Raw genomic sequence first — 18,470 nt, forward strand, 5'->3', positions numbered from 1 at the left:
AGTTGGAGGGGGGCGTGAAGTGGAGGAGGCTTGCGCTCGTCTGTGACGAGTGCTTCATACTGTATAGCGATTGTATCGCGAAAGGGCGTCACAGACGCCAAGCAAATTTAAGCACTCGTCACAGACGAGCGCAAGTAGTTAAATGTCCACCTTGCAAGTGGGGTGCTGAAACAAGTTCAGCATGACAAGGCAGCATGGGCATTACACCTTCCTGTAAATATCCAGCAGGTTCCGGCCCTGCTCTTTATAATCAAGGCCGTAGCCAACTACAAATTCGTTTTTAATGTGGAAGCCTACATATTCCAGTTCCTCTACCGAAACTTCCATAGCCTCGGGCTTTAACAACAGCGAGCATACGCGGATAGATGCCGGTTTGCGCAGGTATAGCTTTTCAACCAGGTAGTTCAGGGTGTTGCCGGTATCTACAATATCTTCAATAATAATGATGTTGCGGTCTTTGATATCAACCACCAGGTCAATATCCTCACGGATCTTACCGCTGGTAGCGGTACCGCCATAGTAGGAGGCTAACTTAGTAAAGGTAACTTCGCAGGGGATGGTAATTTGTTTAACCAGGTCGGCTATGAACAGGAAACTCCCATTTAATATGCCAATAAATATGGGGTTGCGGCCGGCATAATCTTCATTTAAATGTACGGCTATTTCGGTAATACGCTTTTGGATCGTATTTTGGTCTATCAGCTTTTCAAATTCCAGATCGGCAACCTTCGTTTTCATCCGACTAATTTAAAAATTAATCGCAGAACACGAAAAATATTATCATACAGATAACATTATATTTACAGCCACATGATAGACTACCAGGTATATACCCTGCCCAACGGGATCCGGCTTTTATTTAAGCATTCGGCATCCACCATCACTCACTGCTGTTTTATGGTTAACGCCGGCGCGCGCGATGAGGCCCAGGGCAAAGATGGCCTGGCGCATTTTATTGAGCACCTGTTGTTTAAGGAAACCGAACGCCGTAGTACCACCCAAATACTAAACCGCCTGGAACTGGTGGGCGCCGACCTGAATGCCTATACCACCAAGGAATATACCTGCCTGCACGCTTCGTTACTTAAACAGCACCTGGAACGCGCTATGGACCTGTTTGAAGACCTGATCTTTCACTCCACCTTCCCCGAAGATGAGATGCAGAAGGAGCGCGGGGTGATACTGGATGAAATAGCCAGTTATCTTGACCAGCCCGAGGAAGCGATACAGGATGATTTTGAGGGGCTGCTGTTTAAAGGCCACCCTATTGGCAACAATATTTTAGGCAGCCCCGAATCGGTAAACGCGCTAAATAAAACCGATATTGACGATTTTATCAGCAGCAATTATAATACTGCCCAAATGGTATTCGGCGTGTTTGGCGATTACGATTTTAACAAGCTGATCAAAATGTTCAGCAAGTATTTTGAGCGGATAAAAGTAAACGATAGCCCCAAAAACCGGATAGAACCATTGGCGGTACGGGGCGAAACACTGTTGGTTAAAAAGCCCATTTCGCAAACGCATTGTATGATTGGCAGCCGGGCCTACCCCTCCAATCATAAAAATAAATACGGGTTGTTACTACTGAATAACCTGCTGGGCGGCATGGGCATGAGCAGCCGCTTGAATTTAGAGATACGCGAAAAGCACGGCATAGCTTATACGATAGAATCGGGTTATACCTCTTTTACCGATACCGGCATTTTTAATATTTATTTTGGTACCGATGTTGAGAAGGCCGACAAAGCATTAAGGCTAACCCATAAAGAGTTAAAAAAACTGCGCGATAACCAATTAGGCACCCTGCAACTGCACCAGGCCAAGCAAAAGTTTATCGGTCAGATTGCTTTGGCCGAAGAGAACCGGATGAGCCTGATATTATCGATGGCCAAAAGCCTGATGGATTTTAACCGGATAGATTCGCTGGAAGAAATATTTGCAAGGATAAATGCCGTAACGGCCGAAGAATTGCTGGCTATCAGTAATGAAATATTTGATTTAACCGCGTTGAACACCTTGATTTTTGAGCCGGGGGAATAGTTTCTAATATGATTTCCCGTCACGCCATCACAAAACCAGCCCCGGTTTGTTTGAAATGACATTTGGTGGATTAATCTATCGGGCGTCCAATTTGTTCGGACCACAAAAACCCGTATTTTTGTAAAATGAAATTACCTATCATCGCATACGGCGACCCGGTTTTACGCCGAAAGGCTACTAATATCAGCCCCGAGGAGTACCCGCATATTAAACAGTTTGCCGAGGATATGTTTGAAACCATGTATAATGCGCGTGGTGTTGGCCTGGCTGCACCACAGGTTGGCCATTCTATGCGTTTGTTTGTGGTTGATGCTACCCCATTTGCAGATGATGAGCCCGAACTGGCTAATTTTAAAAAGGTATTTATAAACGCCTGTATTGAAGATGAGACCGGCGAGGAATGGGCCTTTAACGAAGGCTGCCTGAGTATTCCCGATATTCGCGAGGATGTGTACCGCAAACCGGTGGTGCGCCTGTCATACTACGACGAGAACTGGAAGCACCACGAAGAAACCTTTAAAGGTTTGGCCGCTCGCGTGATCCAGCACGAATATGACCACATTGAAGGTAAGCTGTTTACCGATAAGCTAAGCCCGTTGCGCAAGCGTTTGATAGAAAAAAAGCTAAACGAAATATCGCGCGGGATAGTGGATGTGGATTACAAAATGAAATTCCCGGCGGTTAAGAAAGGCAGGTAGTTTGGATGTGCAGATATGCAAATGTGCGTATGTGCAAATGATAAGCAATGAATTGATGCATGGAATTTCATCATCTGCACATTTGCATATCCACGCATCTGCACATTCTCCTCAATTCCCCCCGCTCCGGCTTTTATCGCCGTCGGCTATTTGCTTAATGAGTGTGCCCCAGGCAATAGGGTTAAGCAGCGGGTTAGGCGTTAACGAGTGCTGGTTCAGGATGTTCAGGTGCTCGCCCTGTGCATAGCCCGATTGTATTTCGTGCGCATCGCGCGGAAGGGTACGTGCCAGTTCGGCAATAGAGCCTTTGCTTAAATTTTTACGGGCAATCTCCAAATCGTCATCCGCTACTTTCATAGATATAAAATCCTTACGGAATTCATCTGTTGTAGCCCAGGGGAAAACATGGAAAGTAGGCAGGTTAATAGCCTGAGATTTTAGCGAAACCTTTATGATATAGCTTTTATTGGCATTGGCAGGGATAACAATGGTAACAGGTGCAAAACCTACGCAGGTAAAGCGCAGCGAATCGCTTACGTGCGCTACAAACGAGAAATACCCCTTGTAGTTGGCAATATTAACCTGCTTATTGTAGCTTAAATTGGTAATGGTAACGTAGGGGATCACTACACTGCTGCTATCCGAATTGTGTACCACCCCCGAAAATTGCACCAAAGCTTTCTCCTGCTGCTGGGCAAAAGCGCCCGCCGAGCAAAAAAACAAAATTAATGATGCTAATAAATACCTCATGGTTTGGGTATACCCCTATACTGTTACTGGTTATATAACTGCCTGCAAAGATAAATTATTGCAACAAAGCCAATGCCAATTTAACAATTCTTAACAACTACCTCAAGTTTTCGGGTAAAACGGCGTTAGGGTCGTCAATATCGGTCAGGTTAAGGGCTTCTACTGCTGTAATTTGGGGTACAGCTTTCATAATAGCCTGTTCTATCCCGGCTTTAAGCGTCATGATACTCATCGGGCACGACCCGCATGATCCCAGCAGCTTTAATTTTACCACATTATCCGGAGTGATCTCTTCCACCGACACATTCCCGCCGTCCGCCTCTAAATAGGGACGGATAGAATCCAATGCCAACTCCACCTGTGCTAATAAACTCATTGCTATTAAATTAATATATAAAGGTATTAAAAATATTCATAATTAATATCATCACGTATAACCCCCATGTCATTTCGAACGAACTAGGGCTGACTGTGTAACGGGGTGAGGAGAAATCTTATACGTGTAGACAGTCTGCGCGTATAAGATTTCTCCCTTTGGTCGAAATGACATGTTGGTATTACGCTGCCGGCGCGCTACCCTTCCCATTCGCCTTTGCATTAGCAATGGCCACCTGCTGGGCCACACGTTCGGCAATGGTAATAAAGGCATGGCTCATAATCCCATCCTCTAATACAACCGGCCGGCCGGCATCGCCGCTTTCGCTGATGCTTTTTACCAGCGGTATCTCACCTAAAAACGGCGCCGCAATTTGCTCGGCCAGTTTTTTACCACCATCCTGCCCAAAAATATAATACCGGTTATCGGGCAATTCGGCTGGGGTAAAATAGGCCATATTTTCTATCACACCTAAAATGGGCACATTAATAGCATCCATCATAAACATACCGATTCCTTTTTTTGCATCGGCCAAAGCCACATTTTGCGGGGTGGTTACAATTACCGCGCCCGTCACCGGGAAGGTTTGCGTTACCGTAATGTGGATATCGCCGGTACCCGGCGGCAAATCAACTATCAGGTAATCAAGCTCGCCCCAATCGGCATCGTTAAACAATTGTTTTACCGCGGTTGATACCATTGGCCCGCGCCAGGGCACCGGTTGGTTAGGATCGGTAAAAAAGCCGATGGACAGCAGCTTAATGCCATACTTTTCTATCGGCTCAATCCGGGTTTTGCCATCCACCTGCGCGGCATGGGGGCGTGCGCCCTCTAAGCCAAACATAATGGGTATGGATGGGCCGTAAATGTCGGCATCTATCAGGCCTACTTTGGCGCCGCTTTTAGCCAGGCCTAAAGCCAGGTTAACCGCTACGGTAGATTTACCCACCCCGCCTTTGCCCGATGCTACCGCGATGATGTTTTTCACGCCCGGTACGCCGGTGTTTTTTTGCGTGGTAACACGCGATGTCATATTCACGGTCACTTTAATATCCTTGCTGATAAAATGGCTGATGGCGTTGCGGCAGGCATTTTCTATCATGGCCTTTAAAGGGCATGCGGGTGTGGTCAGTATTACCGAAAAGGCGAGCTGATCGCCATCTATATGGATATCCTGTATCATGTTAAGGGTAACCAGGTCTTTCTTCAAATCCGGTTCCTCTACATGGCCTAAGGCATGTAAAACTTGTTCTTTTGTAAATGTCATGTTTTTAAATCAGTGCAATTTATAAAAACAGGCGGGCATTGCTTTTGTTATCCTGAAAATAATTGCCCGATAAATAGCGTTTTGTATCGGTACATAATTCATTAGTTTTGACAAAATTTACCTGATGCATCGCCTCAACCCTAAATACGTCCGCATTGCCCTCATCACCACCGCCTCATTTGTAGTACTTTTGATTATTGGTGGGTTTATCATTTATGCTAAACGCGAGGTGCTGCTTCAAAACGCCATCAGCAAAGCTAAGGCTAAAGCAAAAAGGGATTATAATTTAGATGTAAAAATAGAAGGCCCGCATTTTACCGGCTTATCTACCATCGCATTCACCTCCATTACCGTAGTACCGCAGGATAGAGACAGCCTGATCAGCATTAACCATTTTGAAGTTGGGGTAAAGCTGTTTCCGCTGATATTTGGCAAGGTAAAGCTGGCCGAAGTAAACATGCAGGAGGGATTGTTGAACCTGACCAACATCAAAGGGGTCAGGAACTTTGATTTCCTGTTTCACAAAAAACGGGATTCAACCGCCACCCGTAAAAAGGTAGACCTATCGGATATTGCCGATAACCTGGTTAACCAGATCCTGTACAAGATTCCCGATAACCTGGATATGAAAAGCTTCCGGATTAACTATACCGACGACTCCAGCCGGGTTACCCTGGCAACATCAGCTATCATCCGCGATGGTAAGCTCACCTCAAATATTAAGGTAAACAACAGCGATACTACCTGGCACCTGGCCGGGACAATGCATCCGTCTGACAAAAATATCGCCATCAGCCTGTTTGCCGACAAGGGGAAAATAGTAGTTCCGTTTATAGAAAAACGCTACCACGCCAGTGTTAGTTTTGATACCGTTACCACCCGCTTAAACAAGGTAGAGAATGGCGGCGGCGAAACCCGCATTTTCAGCTCGCTCTCGGCCCGTAACCTGGTGGTTAATCACAAGGGCCTGTCGGCCAATAATATTGTGGTGCCCCACGGGGCTATTGATGCCAATATATTTGTTGGCCCCAATTATGTTTCGGTAGATAGTTCATCGGTGATCTATCTTAAAAACTTAACGGCCCACCCTTATATCAAATACACGCTTAACCCGGTTAAAATATACGAAGTGAAGGTAAATACCGGCTGGGTGAACGCGCAGGACCTGTTTACTTGTTTCCCCGGCGGTACATTCGAATCGATGGAAGGGATACAGGTGGCCGGCAAACTGAACTACAAGCTTAACTTTTACCTCAATACCGCCAACCCTAAGGACCTGGTCTTTGACTCGCGCCTGGATAAGGACGGATTTAAAATAGTAAAATATGGCAAAACGGACTTCAGCCGGCTGAATAGCCCTTTTGTTTATACGCCTTATGAAAAAGGCAAGCCTATGCCGGCACGCGTAATAGGCCCGGCTAACCCGGATTATACCCCGCTGGAAGAAATTGCCCCCGATTTACGCAATGCCGTAATGACCGCCGAAGACCCCACCTTTTACCGTAACAACGGTTTTGTGGAAGAAGCGTTCCGTAAATCGCTGGTGACGGATTATATGGAGAAGAAGTTTAAACGGGGCGGCAGTACCATATCTATGCAATTGGTTAAAAACGCTTTCCTCAGCCGCGGCAAAACCATATCGCGCAAAATGGAGGAGATCCTGATTGTTTGGATGATTGAAAACAACCGCATTATGACCAAAAACCGGATGCTGGAAGTTTACTTCAACATTATTGAATGGGGCCGTAATATTTATGGTATTAGCGAAGCATCGCATTACTACTTCGGCAAATCGCCATCCGAACTGACACTGGGCGAAAGTATTTACCTGGCCAGTATTGTGCCCAAGCCCAAATCGGGATTGTATGCCTTTTTACCCGATGGCAGCCTGAACCCGCGGCTAAGCTATTACTTTAACATTATTGGCAACCTGATGGAAGGGCATGGTTTAACGGTACACCGCGATAGCAGTAATTATGGATTATACACAGTTAGGTTACGGGAAAGCCTGCGCCGCCAGATCAATCCCGCAGATACGGCAGGATTTACACGGCTGATGAAACCCGGCGAGGACGATGAAAATGATAGCCCGATCACCGTAGTTATTCAACCCAGCACACCTCCCGAGCCCGAGAAGAAACCCAATTTTTTTCAGCGCCTGTTTGGGGGTAAAAAGGATACCGCTAAAAAAGAGGAGCCTAAAATAGATACTGCCGGTAAAACCAAAAAACAGATCCGCCAGGAAAAACGCGAATTAAAGAAACTGCAAAAACAAAGGGAGCAAGAACTGAAGGAGCGGGGCGTGTTGTAGGGATTCTCGGCTTATATGTGGAAACGTAAAGATGCATAATTGACAGGTTCATTGCCGTCCCATTTATGGGACGGATAAACAGGCATTAACTATCGGCTTTAGCCAAACTAAACACTACTGCGTAAAGGATAGAAGTTTGGCTAAAGCCAGAGGCTACCCGATTGGTATCCGTTGGCTGAAGCCAACGGCAATGAATGAGAATGTACAAGGAAATTCATTACGGTTATTTACGGGTTAATTTAAACTCGGAGAGTAACCTACGAAGACCCTGTTAACAAATAAGCCCTTTACGCTAAAAACGTAAAGGGCTTATCTGTTAGCAATATCCTTATACTTTACGTAAACGGATAATGCGCAGCTTATGCATGATTTTAATAATGGGGTACGATGGATCAAACTCGTACCATTTTTGGGCGAAGTTTACATCGTTAGGTTTTTTATGATGATTGTTCTGGAACAGTTCGCCCAGCATCAGGAAATCCAGCGGCAGTGAGTTTTTGCTATGGTCGTCATTATCATGATTGGAATAGCCGTATTTGTGCCCGCACCAGTTAACAATAGCGCCATGCAGCGGCCCCATCATAAAATGGAACGGCAGCAGCAGCCATAGGTACCAATGGGTAGCAAACACCACGTAAAACGCAATATAAAACGCGATGAAGATGATACGGGTGGTCCACAGATCGCCAATGCGGTCAATAAAGCCCCAGGTTGGGTAACGGTCAACAAATTGTGCTTCGGGCTCCAGCTTATAACGGCGGTAATCCAGGTAAATAGTTTTGGTTTTCATCATTAAGCCCAAAACATCCTTAATAAAATGCGGCGAATGCGGGTCTTTTTCGGTATCGCTGTAAGCATGGTGCATGCGGTGCATAATGGCATACGCGCGTGGGTTTAAAAATGATGAGCCCTGGAAAATAAAGGTGCAGAAATAAAACACTTTTTCCCAAAAGCTATTCATTTTAAACATTTTATGTGATGCGTAACGATGAAGGAAAAATGTTTGGAAGAACAGAGAAAGGAACCAGTGGCACAAAAAAAATGCTAAAATTATCATTATATAGTTTTAAATATTAACCAAAATGGGGTATTTAGGCTTGGTTTTGAGGAATTATATTTTTTGCAAAATTACGTTAATAATCTGTTATTTTTTTGACGATTTAATACTTTAAATGCGGCGAACCCTGTAGTCAATGTCATAATTTAAGGATTTTTGAACCTCGGAGAGGTTCAAGCTTTGTAGAAAAAAATAAAACAACGAACAACGCCGGCAGGTGTTGAACCCCCATTTGTTGAATACCTACGGCATTATAAAGGGAAACAGGGTTTTACTACAAAGCTTTTGCTCCTATGGAGCAAGGATTTTCCTTACATATTGACATTGTTATGTGATATAAGGTAAACTAATTTAAAGCGGAAAGGTTTGTCTGCTGTTTGGGGTGGGTGGTTATATTATCCGTTATCTTCCGGGTACTCTTCCCGTAAGCCTTCTTTAATTTTCTGCACGGTAGCCTCAAATTGTTCGGGGGTAAATTGCAGTTTTGGATTGCTGAAGTTAATATCGTTAGCCTGGTTCATGGGGATCAGGTGGATATGCGCGTGGGGGACTTCAAGGCCCATTACTACCACACCTATACGCTGGCATGGTATCGCTTTTTTTAATCCTACAGCTACAATTTTGGCAAAAAGCTGCAGACCGGTATAAGTTTCGTCATCCAGGTCAAACAGGTAATCCACCTCTTTTTTAGGGATCACCAACAGGTGCCCCTCGGTAAGCGGACTAATATCCAGGAAAGCCAAAAAATCGTTGCTTTCGGCTACCTTATAAGCCGGGATCTCCCCGGCTGCTATTTTAGAAAAAATTGTCATTTTTGGTTATTAGAGATTAGTTAATTAGTGATTAGTTAATCAGTAATGGGACGATTTTGTTTTACTAATCTCTAATCACCAATTAACTAATCACTGAAATTTCGCGCTACCGCGAAATTTCCAATATCTCAAACTCCATTTTGCCGGCGGGTACCTGTATCTCGGTTTTATCACCTACCGATTTACCCAGCAATCCCTTGGCTATTGGCGAGGCAACTGATATTTTGCCCGCTTTAAGGTCGGCTTCCGTTTCTGATACCAGCTGGTAACTCATGGTAGCGCCATTTTTTACATTCTTTATTTTAACGATAGAAAGGGCCAGCACTTTGGATGTATCCAGTTTAGATTCATCCAGCAGGCGCGCATTCGATAGTATTTCGCCCAGTTTAGAAATCTTGGCTTCGTGCAGTCCCTGGGCTTCCTTGGCCGCGTCATATTCTGCGTTTTCAGAAAGATCACCCTTATCCCTTGCTTCAGCAATTTGCTTGGAAATAGACGAACGCCCTGTAGTTTTTAAATAATGCAATTCTTCTTTTAACTTCTCTAAACCTTCCTTGGTATAATAGGTTACATCTGCCATAACACGCAATATTATTTAAGTTCTTTTATCCTGTTTAAAGCCAAAAAAAACCGCCCTCCCCATTTTAAGAAGGACGTTAAGGCTTTTATTAAAAACAAACAAGACTACGTTGGCTAACAGGCCCGCATAGTCTTGCTATTGTTGTAAAACGAAGATAAGCGTTTTAAGTTTTAATATCCAAATTTTTTTAATGACAATGATGGTGTTAAATTATTGGGAGTTTGACACACGTTCGCGCGACCGGCCCACAGCCCAGCCTAAGGTAAAGTTAAAAAAGGGCCGCCTGGTATTGATGTTTACCGATGCCGCAGCGCTAAAACCGGTGAGGCCACCGAGGAGGTAATTGTTAAAGTATTTAATCTCGACAGGGATACCCAAACGTGTAGTATAAACCGGGCCGTAATCATAAAAATTAACAGGATTAGCTACCGTAGCATCGCCCCTGAAGGCAAATTTATCAATAGCTATGCCGGCAGAAAGAATGTAATTGCCGAAAGGATTGCGTGACAACTTTCTACCCATCATTAAGGCATGCTCATCTACCACAAACGATGGTACACTATGCCCGATAGCTTCCTTGTTTAAGCTGGTTTTAAGGATATAGATATATTGGTTTACCATAACGTTTATAGCGCCGCCTCTATAAACACCCGGGTAGCCGTAGCCCATATCAACGGATACCCAGCTATAAGCTTTACCCGGTTTATAATAGGCCGTATCGGCAGTTTGCGCCCTGCATAAATAAGTGCAGATGATCAGCAGGAATAAAATAGCGGGTTTACGATAAGTTACATACTGCTGTTTCATATGATGATGATTATTTAAAACTGGCCAGCTTTTGCGCCAGCACCTCGCTCAGTTTACGGTACGAGTCGAACGTCCATCCCGCTACATGCGGTGTTAATAATACCTTGCCGCTTTGTATTAATTCGTTAAACCAGGCCTGTTCGGCAAGGGCCGGAAATTTCTCTACCTCCAGCACATCCAGCCCGGCGCCTAAAATTTTGCCCTGTTTTATTGCGTTAAGCACTGCCTGTGTTTTAACCACTTTGCCACGGGCGGTATTGAGCAAAAATATCGGTTTTTTAAAATGGAACAAATATTCATCATCCACCATTCCATTGGTTTCAGGGGTAAGCGGGATGTGCAGGCTCAGTACGTCGCTATGCTTTACAATCTCTTCCATACTTACCTCGCGGGCATAGCGGTCGCTAAAGCCGCTACGGTATTTATCATAGGCCATCACATTCACCTCAAAGCCGCTTAGTTTGCGGGCAAAGCTTTGGCCCATATGGCCATAGCCGATAATGCCTACGGTTTTGCCTTTCAGCTCGTAGCCCCGGTTGGCCTCGCGTTTCCAGCTTCCGGCGCGGATTTCTGCATCGGCCCGGTTAAAGTTATTCATCAGCGATAGCAGCATCCCGATAGCATGCTCGCCCACCGCGTCTGAATTACCTTCGGGAGCGTTCATCAATTGAATACCCTTGCCGGTGGCATAGCCCTCGTCAATATTATCCATCCCTGCACCGGCCCGGCAAATAAAGCGCAGGTTGGTGGCCGCATCTAAAACGGTTTGATCAACCTGAAATTTGGAACGGATTAGCAAGCCCTCGTAACCGCCAATAATGGCCAGGGCTTCAGCGGGTTTTATATCGGGGCGGTAATCGCAGGTATAGCCTAATGCTTCGGCCTGTTCAATAAATATAAGGTGTATATCGTCGACGATGAGGATGTTGTGTTTCATGAAGTTTAGTAGGGGTTTTTACTCGGATTTTGGCGGTTATCCCAAAATGCTAATAAATAAATGCGGGAATTTTCAATCCGGTAAAATATAGAATTCTGTTTATTGATTACTGCTTTCCGTATGTTTTTGCGCGACGATTGCTTAAACCCATAAGGCTGCTGAATAATCGCGTTTAGTATTTCATCTGTCCTTTTTATTAATGATATTACCTCTTTTTCGCTCCATTTATGATATAAATAATCTAAAGTATCCAAATAGGCTTGCTCTGCTTTGTTAGACCACTCAATCTTTAATGCCATATTTTATCTTAATATCATGCATTACAGATTCATGATCGCGTACCCTTCCTTCTTCAACATCCTTTAATCCTCTATCAATACTTTCTTTTACATGCTCGGGCAAGTCATCATAAAAATCATATTCCTGCCTCGTAAAAACAGACTTAATCTGGCTGATAATTTCTTCGCTGTCAGTGTCCAGCAAAAGTTTCATCAATTTAATTTTTTCGGCTTGTATGTCCATAATCAAATATAGGTATAAAACATTATTTCCGGTTAATATTAGCCAAGCTGTCAGCTTTTAAAACTGGCACGGGAATAGCACTATAGTTATCCTAAGATAGATAAACATGAAAAGCTTAAACATAAATAAACTGCGCTCGGGTTTTAAAGCCCAGGCCGAGCAACTTTCAACCCAGGGCTTTAAACAGATCTTTGATCACATTGATCAGCTGAAGATTAAAAAAGGGGTTGATAAAATGGGGATAGATAAATTTATTGACCAATGCGCTTACCTGGCAGCCGGTTCGGGTGTGATATCGGGCAGTGGCGGGATGCTGACCATGGCCCTGGGTTTGCCTTTGGATATGGCTAACCTGATTACCCAGCAATTCCGTGTTACCATGGCTATTATGTATGCTAACCAGGGCAGTTATAAATTCGGGTACGATGAGTTTATGAGTATGATAGCCACATCGTTAAAAGTTGAGGCGGGTATAGCCCTCACCAAAACCATGATGGAAACCGTTGCCGAAAAACTAATGCTGATGATAGGCACCCGCGCCGCCGAACGTTTGGTGCCGGTGGTTGGCGCCGTAATTGGCGGAACCGCTAATTACCTGTTTATTAAACGGGTTGCGGCAAGGGTGAAAGAAGTGCAGGTGCAGCAACAACTGGTGATCATATAAGCGTTATCTCGCCGCCGAGATCTTGTTGGTCAACGCCACAAAATCATCCACACTTAAGCGCTCGGCGCGCAAATCCAGCATCGGCTCATCGGTCATTTTTTCTTTGTTGATGAGGGACGATACTGCGTTGCGTAAGGTTTTGCGCCGTTGGTTAAAGCCGGCTTTAACTACCTGCCAAAACAGCTTTTCATCGCAGTTTAAAGCGGCGGTTTCATTTCGCGTTAAGCGGATAACGGCCGATAATACCTTTGGCGGCGGGTTAAACACACCCGCCTTAACGGTGAACAGGTATTCAACCTTGTAATAGGCTTGCAAAAAGACACTCAATATGCCGTACTCCTTGCTGCCGGGTTTGGTGGCGCAGCGTTCGGCAACTTCCTTTTGGAACATGCCTACTACTTCCACCACTTTATCGCGGTTATCCAGGATCTTAAAAAGTATCTGCGAGGAGATATTGTAAGGAAAATTACCGATGATCCCGAAAGGTTCGGTTGATACCGTGTCAAAATCCATGGCTAAAAAATCGGCGTTCAGCAGGCGGTCGCCCAAGGCAGGGTATTTCTTTTTCAGGAAGTTGTACGATTCGGTGTCGATATCGATCAGGTAGGTCTCCAGATCCGGTTTTTGCAGTAGGAAATCGGATAGTACACCCATGCCGGGGCCCACTTCCAGCACGCGGGTGTATCTGCCTTCGTAGTTCAAGCTGTCCACTATTTTGGCGGCAATATTTTTGTCGGTTAAAAAATGCTGACCAAGATGTTTTTTAGCGCTAACGAGAGACATGCGGCAAAGTACGGGTTTTTAGGCGAAAGCAGAAAATGGTTAACGCTTAAAGCAGAAAGACCAAAGCCGAAAGCGAGGAATTGTTTTGATTGCTGATGCCGTTAGGCACATTTGGTTGGTAGTAAGATAATGCCCATCACCCAAGCGTTCCGGTAGGAACGCCTCGTGTTCGTCTTTGTGATTTTTTCTAAATAGGAGTTTTAAGAGCATGTGATGTTTAAAATACTATCGTAAAGCCCTTGTTTTTCCACCATAATTAACGCCTATTTTTAGGGTTAACACTCAAAAAAGTTAATTGACTTATTATCAATTTTTTAACTCAAATTTTGGCCAAATTATGTTAAGTTGTGTTAACCCCCTATACAGTGGCATTTTATAGGTTGGAGGGCACAATGTGCATGTACGGAATCTCAGCAGGGACGACTTTGGCTCCGCTACCCATTAAGCTAAAATGATTTCCCCGATGTATAAACCGGAAAGCAGGAAAAACCATCAAAAGTTTTAGCTTTGCATAATAGGCATGTTAATCATTAAATGTGCCATACAAACATGAAGGTTAAAAGCTTTTAGTTTATGCCTTCAGCTTTCAGCTCAAAATAAAATGGATAAAATAAAAATAGGGATCAGTATTGGCGATGTTAACGGCATCGGTCTGGAGATCATTATTAAAACCCTGGCCGACGCGGCTATATTTAATTATTGCACCCCCATTGTTTACGGGCATACCAAGGTGGCATCGTTCCACCGCAAATCGGTAAATGTGCAGGACCTGAACTTTAACGTGATTGCTGAAGCATCACAAGCCCTGCACCGCAAAGCCAACATGATTAATTGCTGGGAAGAGGATGTGAAGATAGAGTTGGGCCAAAGCAACGAGGTGGGCGGTAAATATGCTTTCTTGTCGTTAGAACGCGCCACTAATGATTTGCTGAGCGGACAAATAGACGCGCTGGTTACCGCGCCGATCAATAAAGAGAATATCCAAAGCGAGGAGTTCAAATTCCCCGGCCATACCGAATATTTACAGGAACGCGATAACGCGGCCGAATCGCTGATGTTTTTGGTGAGTGAAACCCTGAAAGTGGGAGTTGTTACGGGCCATATACCGGTTTCGCAAATACCGCAAGCCGTAACTACTGAAAAGATCCTGGCCAAGCTAAAGCTAATGAACGCCAGTCTGAAAACGGATTTCTGGATCCGTAAACCAAAGATCGCGGTGTTGGGCCTAAACCCCCATGCCGGCGATAATGGCTTGATTGGCGATGAAGAGCAAAAAGTAATTACCCCCGCGCTGGAAGAAGCACGTGCTGCCGGTATCCTGGCTATGGGCCCGTATCCGGCCGATGGCTTTTTTGCCAACGCCGCCTACCATAAATTTGACGCCGTGCTGGCCATGTACCATGATCAGGGCCTGATCCCTTTCAAGCAGATCTCGTTCGAATCGGGTGTTAACTATACGGCCGGGTTAAGCTTTGTGCGCACATCGCCCGATCATGGAACGGCTTATGATATTGCCGGGCAAAATATCGCTTCGGAACAGTCCTTCCGCGAGGCTTTGTTTACCGCTATCCACATTGTAAAGCACCGCCGCGAAAATGCCGTGTTGAACGAGAACCCGCTGCAGTTCACTAAACTAAGCAGGGACAGGGACTAATATTGTGATTTCACCGATTGGTGGGATTGATTTCACCGATACAGCAGGTCATTGCGAGGAATCAAACCTAAAGGAGCCTGTCGAAGGGTGTGAGTGGTGGCCTGCCCACCATGGTTCGACAAGCTCACCACGACACCCTACGCCCGATCTGTCATTGCGAGGAGCAGGGGAGGCTTGAGCGGGGCGCGACGTGGCAATCTCGTCGCTTGTAAACGACATTGATAGCTTGATTGAGTATCTATATATAAAATTTACCGGCTGATTATCGACCAATAACATACCTATTCCCGTTAACATGAAAAAACTATTACTTCTGACTTTATTCTTCGGACTATCGACTTTATTTGTCAAAGCCCAGTTAACCCCTTTTGAATTAAGCAAGGATAAAAACTATACGGCTACTTATGCCGAGGTGATCAGCTATTATCAAAAACTGGGTAAGCTGTATCCCCAAATGAAGCTGATCAATTACGGTACAACGGACATTGGTAAGCCTTTGACGTTGGTGGTGTTATCAAAAAGCAAGGTGTTTGACCCGGCGCTGATCAAAAAACAGAATAAAAGGGTATTGCTGATCAATAACGGCATCCACCCCGGCGAACCCGAAGGCATTGATGCCAGTATGATGCTGGTGCGCGACCTGCTGAAAAAGAACCAGTTGCCCAATGATGTGGTTTTGTGCTTTATTGCCGTTTACAATATTGATGGCGCCATGAACCGGGGATTGTCCCGCGTTAGTCAGAATGGTCCGGTGGCTTATGGTTTCCGTGGTAACTCGCGCAATCTGGATCTGAACCGCGATTTTATTAAAGCCGACAGTCGCAACGCCCTGGCTTTTATGAAGATCCTGAACACCTGGAACCCTGAGGTTTTTTTGGATAACCACACCAGCGATGGCGCCGACTATCAGTACGTAATGACCCTGATTGAAACCCAGAAGGACAAGCAAAATCCTATCCTGGCCGATTATACCCACAATACGCTTTCGCCAGAACTGTACAAGCGCATGAAGAAAAGCGGTTTTGAAATGATCCCTTACGTAGAGGGCGGCCGTGGCGGCATGCCCGATTCGGGCATTGTGGGTTTCCTGGAAACACCGCGCTATGCTACCGGTTATACCGCCCAGCACAACATCATCAGTTATATTACCGAAACCCACATGCTGAAACCTTTTGATAAGCGCGTATACAGCACGTACGATTTTATGGTGCACCTGATTGATCTGGTACAGCGCGACCATCAGCTGATAGGCGAATTAAAGCACAAAGCCGATGAGGACGTAAAAAAGCAAACTAAGTTTGAAATGAACTGGATGCTGGACGCGACCAAATACGATACCATTACCTTTAAAGGTTATGCCGGTCTGCGCAAGCCCAGCGAGATCAGTGGCTTAAGCCGCCTGTATTATGACCGCAGCAAGCCATGGACAAAAGTGATTAAAAACTACAATAATTATAAAGCTACCCAAACGGTTGATAAGCCACTGGCTTACGTAATTCCTCAGGCCTGGGGTAAAATTATCGAGTTGTATAAATTAAATAATGTGGTGATGCACCAACTGGCGCATGATACCACATTGAGCCTGCAAATGTATTACCTGGGCGATTTTACTAATGGCCAGCGCCCGTATGAGGGTCATTATGTGCACAGCAATGTGAAGGTAACGCCGGTAGATCAAAATGTTAAATTTTATGCAGGCGACTATGTGGTATACACTAACCAGTCACTTAACCGTTATATTGTGGAAACGCTGGAACCACAGGGTGTAGACTCGTTTTTTGCCTGGAACTTTTTCGATTCGGTATTGGGACAAAAAGAAGGTTACTCGGACTATGTATTTGAAGATACTGCCGCCGACTATTTAAAAAAGAACCCGGACCTGCGCAAAAAACTGGATGAAGAAAAAGCGAAGAACCCGCAACTGGCCAATAGCGCACGGGCGCAGCTAAATTGGGTTTATGTCAACTCGCCTTATTACGAGAAAACTTATAACCGTTACCCGGTAGGCCGCGTACTAACCAATATCAAATTCGACTTTAAATAATATATGAGCGACATTTTTTTTGCCACGCCTGTAGCCTGGGTTATATTCCTGGTCACTATCGGTATTAGTTTGCTGGTTTTTGCCAAAGAGGAATTGTTTGGCCGGCTGATGCTGCACCCTTACAGCGTTTTCCGTGGGGAAAAGACCTATACCATTATTACCAGCGGCTTTATCCATAAAGACTGGACGCATTTGCTCTTCAACATGATGTCCTATTTCTTCTTCGCCTTCAGGCTGGAAGCATACTTGGGGCACTGGCAATTCGGCCTGCTGTATATGGCAAGTTTGGTGCTAAGCGATCTGCCAACCATTATAAAACAAAAAGATGATTACGGCTATCATAGCCTGGGTGCCTCGGGCGCTATCAGCGCGGTCATTTTCAGTTGTATACTGTTCGATCCGCGGAGCAGCATGTACCTCATGTTTCTGCCCATTCCTATCCCGGCCTGGCTGTTTGGGATCCTGTACCTGGCTTATTGCATGTATGCCTCCAAACAATCGCGCGATGCCATTAACCACGATGCCCACTTTTTTGGCGCCATCAGCGGTATTATGATCACTATACTTTTATACCACCAGATCATCCCGCATTTTTTAGGGCAGTTTGGATTGTAGGAAGGATAGTTGGAAATTTAACCACAAAAGACGCGGAGACTTATCGATCTTTTATCTGATATAAAATAAATCGCCTATGAAATTTCTATCGCTCGAACCATTTGTTCCATCCGGAAGTAATTTTGAAGGTTCTAAACAATTTTTCCAGGAGTTGGGCTTCTACATTAATTGGGAAGTTGACGGTTATATCGGTTTCCAGCGTGATGAATGCCGGTTCATTCTACAGCAGTACAATCAAAAGGATTTTGCCGAAAACTTTATGTTGAGTGTTAAGGTGGATAACGTGGAAGAGTTTAGGAACAGCGTACTTGATAAAGGCCTGCCCGAAAAATACGGCATCCGCATTGGCAATATCTCAAAAGAGCCCTATGGCAGGGAAGTGAATGTGATAGATCTTGCCGGGGTTTGCTGGCATTTTGTGGAGCAATAATATCCAGCTTCTTCATGCTTATTTCTTAGCATGTTTAAACTAATCCTGCTTCAGAAAGTCTACAGATTTAAATACTATTTTAGTATTGATAATTTGCTTCGTCTGATTATCTTTGCCATT

20 protein-coding genes are annotated in these 18,470 nt (G+C 44.8%); 8 read left to right on the top strand and 12 right to left on the bottom strand.

Going from position 1 to position 18,470, the window contains the following annotated elements; all coding sequences use genetic code 11:
* Window positions 1-201: 201 nt before the first annotated feature.
* The gene (gene hpt, locus AC07M6_RS17260; RefSeq protein WP_494891540.1) at window positions 202-738 is read right to left on the bottom strand and encodes a hypoxanthine phosphoribosyltransferase; all 537 of its coding nucleotides are present in this window, start codon (window positions 736-738) and stop codon (window positions 202-204) included.
* Between the two features lie 75 nt (window positions 739-813).
* Between hpt and AC07M6_RS17265 the strand changes: the two genes are divergently transcribed.
* Both AC07M6_RS17265 and def read left to right on the top strand, forming a co-directional pair.
* Window positions 814-2,043 carry a M16 family metallopeptidase gene (locus AC07M6_RS17265; protein WP_494891971.1) on the top strand — a complete coding sequence of 410 codons (1,230 nt, stop codon included), beginning with the start codon at window positions 814-816 and terminating at the stop codon, window positions 2,041-2,043.
* 125 nt (window positions 2,044-2,168) lie between these two features.
* Entirely contained in the window at window positions 2,169-2,741 is a 573-nt protein-coding gene (gene def, locus AC07M6_RS17270) for a peptide deformylase (protein ID WP_494891542.1), read from the top strand.
* A 111-nt stretch (window positions 2,742-2,852) separates the two neighbouring features.
* On the opposite strand, the gene AC07M6_RS17275 is transcribed toward def, so the two are convergent.
* The 3 genes from AC07M6_RS17275 to AC07M6_RS17285 form a co-directional block, all read right to left on the bottom strand.
* Window positions 2,853-3,491 carry a peptidase associated/transthyretin-like domain-containing protein gene (locus tag AC07M6_RS17275; protein WP_494891544.1) on the bottom strand — a complete coding sequence of 213 codons (639 nt, stop codon included), beginning with the start codon at window positions 3,489-3,491 and terminating at the stop codon, window positions 2,853-2,855.
* 97 nt (window positions 3,492-3,588) lie between these two features.
* Window positions 3,589-3,867, bottom strand: coding sequence for a NifU family protein (locus AC07M6_RS17280; RefSeq protein ID WP_494891546.1), 279 nt, complete (start codon window positions 3,865-3,867; stop codon window positions 3,589-3,591).
* 181 nt (window positions 3,868-4,048) lie between these two features.
* Window positions 4,049-5,134, bottom strand: a complete 1,086-nt coding sequence (locus AC07M6_RS17285; RefSeq protein WP_494891548.1) for an Mrp/NBP35 family ATP-binding protein — start codon at window positions 5,132-5,134, stop codon at window positions 4,049-4,051.
* 124 nt (window positions 5,135-5,258) lie between these two features.
* Here AC07M6_RS17285 and AC07M6_RS17290 point away from each other — a divergent pair, with 124 nt between their 5' ends.
* Window positions 5,259-7,445 (top strand): transglycosylase domain-containing protein, encoded by a 2,187-nt coding sequence (locus AC07M6_RS17290; RefSeq protein WP_494891550.1) that lies wholly within the window; start codon window positions 5,259-5,261, stop codon window positions 7,443-7,445.
* A gap of 328 nt (window positions 7,446-7,773) precedes the next feature.
* On the opposite strand, the gene AC07M6_RS17295 is transcribed toward AC07M6_RS17290, so the two are convergent.
* From AC07M6_RS17295 to AC07M6_RS17325, 7 genes are all read right to left on the bottom strand, one after another.
* Window positions 7,774-8,502, bottom strand: a complete 729-nt coding sequence (locus AC07M6_RS17295; protein WP_494891552.1) for an acyl-CoA desaturase — start codon at window positions 8,500-8,502, stop codon at window positions 7,774-7,776.
* A gap of 395 nt (window positions 8,503-8,897) precedes the next feature.
* Window positions 8,898-9,314: an HIT family protein gene (locus AC07M6_RS17300; protein ID WP_494891554.1), complete on the bottom strand. Its 417-nt coding sequence runs from the start codon at window positions 9,312-9,314 to the stop codon at window positions 8,898-8,900.
* Window positions 9,315-9,420: 106 nt separating this feature from the next.
* Complete coding sequence (gene greA / locus AC07M6_RS17305; protein ID WP_494891555.1) at window positions 9,421-9,894, bottom strand: transcription elongation factor GreA; 474 nt, start codon at window positions 9,892-9,894, stop codon at window positions 9,421-9,423.
* 210 nt (window positions 9,895-10,104) lie between these two features.
* Complete coding sequence (locus AC07M6_RS17310) at window positions 10,105-10,701, bottom strand: hypothetical protein (RefSeq protein WP_494891557.1); 597 nt, start codon at window positions 10,699-10,701, stop codon at window positions 10,105-10,107.
* Between the two features lie 10 nt (window positions 10,702-10,711).
* Complete coding sequence (locus AC07M6_RS17315) at window positions 10,712-11,638, bottom strand: 2-hydroxyacid dehydrogenase (RefSeq protein WP_494891559.1); 927 nt, start codon at window positions 11,636-11,638, stop codon at window positions 10,712-10,714.
* A 5-nt stretch (window positions 11,639-11,643) separates the two neighbouring features.
* The gene (locus AC07M6_RS17320; RefSeq protein WP_494891561.1) at window positions 11,644-11,937 is read right to left on the bottom strand and encodes a type II toxin-antitoxin system RelE/ParE family toxin; all 294 of its coding nucleotides are present in this window, start codon (window positions 11,935-11,937) and stop codon (window positions 11,644-11,646) included.
* A complete protein-coding gene (locus AC07M6_RS17325; RefSeq protein WP_494891563.1) occupies window positions 11,921-12,160 on the bottom strand; it encodes a hypothetical protein in 240 nt (79 codons plus the stop codon). The genes AC07M6_RS17320 and AC07M6_RS17325 overlap by 17 nt, the downstream gene beginning before the upstream one ends.
* Before the next feature lie 106 nt (window positions 12,161-12,266).
* Here AC07M6_RS17325 and AC07M6_RS17330 point away from each other — a divergent pair, with 106 nt between their 5' ends.
* On the top strand, window positions 12,267-12,824 hold the full coding sequence (locus AC07M6_RS17330; protein WP_494891565.1) for a hypothetical protein: 558 nt from the start codon (window positions 12,267-12,269) through the stop codon (window positions 12,822-12,824).
* A 3-nt stretch (window positions 12,825-12,827) separates the two neighbouring features.
* Here AC07M6_RS17330 and rsmA read toward each other — a convergent pair whose 3' ends face one another.
* Entirely contained in the window at window positions 12,828-13,607 is a 780-nt protein-coding gene (gene rsmA, locus AC07M6_RS17335; protein ID WP_494891567.1) for a 16S rRNA (adenine(1518)-N(6)/adenine(1519)-N(6))-dimethyltransferase RsmA, read from the bottom strand.
* Between the two features lie 601 nt (window positions 13,608-14,208).
* On the opposite strand from rsmA, the gene pdxA reads away from it, so the two are divergent.
* The 4 genes from pdxA (at window position 14,209) to AC07M6_RS17355 (ending at window position 18,350) form a co-directional block, all read left to right on the top strand.
* A complete protein-coding gene (gene pdxA, locus AC07M6_RS17340) occupies window positions 14,209-15,261 on the top strand; it encodes a 4-hydroxythreonine-4-phosphate dehydrogenase PdxA (RefSeq protein WP_494891569.1) in 1,053 nt (350 codons plus the stop codon).
* A gap of 295 nt (window positions 15,262-15,556) precedes the next feature.
* Window positions 15,557-17,305, top strand: a complete 1,749-nt coding sequence (locus tag AC07M6_RS17345) for a M14 family zinc carboxypeptidase (protein ID WP_494891571.1) — start codon at window positions 15,557-15,559, stop codon at window positions 17,303-17,305.
* A gap of 3 nt (window positions 17,306-17,308) precedes the next feature.
* Window positions 17,309-17,920 carry a rhomboid family intramembrane serine protease gene (locus AC07M6_RS17350; RefSeq protein ID WP_494891573.1) on the top strand — a complete coding sequence of 204 codons (612 nt, stop codon included), beginning with the start codon at window positions 17,309-17,311 and terminating at the stop codon, window positions 17,918-17,920.
* 76 nt (window positions 17,921-17,996) lie between these two features.
* Window positions 17,997-18,350 carry a VOC family protein gene (locus AC07M6_RS17355; RefSeq protein WP_494891574.1) on the top strand — a complete coding sequence of 118 codons (354 nt, stop codon included), beginning with the start codon at window positions 17,997-17,999 and terminating at the stop codon, window positions 18,348-18,350.
* Window positions 18,351-18,470: the final 120 nt, after the last annotated feature.

The organism is Mucilaginibacter sp. GW821-FHT07H05, from assembly GCF_059418485.1.